The sequence below is a fragment of the Pseudomonas tremae genome (assembly GCF_001401155.1).
In the GTDB taxonomy this organism is placed as follows: Bacteria; Pseudomonadota; Gammaproteobacteria; order Pseudomonadales; family Pseudomonadaceae; genus Aquipseudomonas; species Aquipseudomonas tremae.
Window position 1 is genome coordinate 1 of the sequence record NZ_LJRO01000010.1, and the last position, 764, is coordinate 764.

The following is a 764-nucleotide window of genomic DNA, read 5'->3' on the forward strand; positions in this document are numbered from 1 at the left end:
GAGCGAGGGAGATGTTGGCACTGGTGGATCTGGCCGGTTTTGACCAGCGGCGAATATGGCAGCTTTCCGGTGGACAACGGCAACGCGTCGGCCTGGCCAGAGCGCTGGCAGCCGATCCGCGCATCCTGTTGATGGACGAGCCATTCGGTGCACTGGATGCCTTCACCCGTGAGCAGATGCAGGAGCTACTGCTGCAAGTCTGGCAACGTACCGCCAAGCCGGTGTTTCTGATAACCCACGACATAGAAGAAGCAGTTTTCCTCGCCACCGACCTGGTTCTGCTCGCCCCTAACCCTGGTCGTATCGCCGAGCATCTGCACCTGGGCTTCGGCCGTCGCTACGCCGCTGGCGAATCGGCCCGCGCGATAAAGTCCGATCCGCGCTTTATCGAAACCCGCGAGCATGTGCTGGCCAGCGTGTTTTCCCAGCACACCCGGGAGCAGCGTGTATGAGTAGACTTGAGCCTGTTGGCAGCCATGAGCTTATAGATAGCCGCGAACTGACCGGCATCAGCAAACCGTTCGCCAAACAACCGGCTGCCCCCACGCCGAAGGTTTATCTGAGCACCCGAGCGATCAGCATCCTGACCCTCGCGGCACTGCTGACTCTTTGGTGGGCGGTAACTGCCGGGGGCTGGATCGAGCCGCTGTTCCTGCCACCGCCAGCGGATGTGCTGAGCAAAGGCTGGCTGCTGACAACCAAGGGCTACATGGACGCCACACTCTGGCAGCATCTGGACGCCAGCCTGCAACGCATCGGTCTGG

The 764-nt window shown here is 61.5% G+C and carries 1 protein-coding gene and 1 pseudogene; both read left to right on the forward strand.

Going from position 1 to position 764, the window contains the following annotated elements; genetic code table 11:
* On the forward strand, positions 1-452 hold a 452-nt coding region (locus ALO43_RS00045), incomplete at its 5' end, for an ATP-binding cassette domain-containing protein (RefSeq protein ID WP_157062255.1).
* Positions 453-559: 107 nt separating this feature from the next.
* A pseudogene (locus ALO43_RS31785) lies at positions 560-764 on the forward strand (taurine ABC transporter permease); the annotation flags it as partial.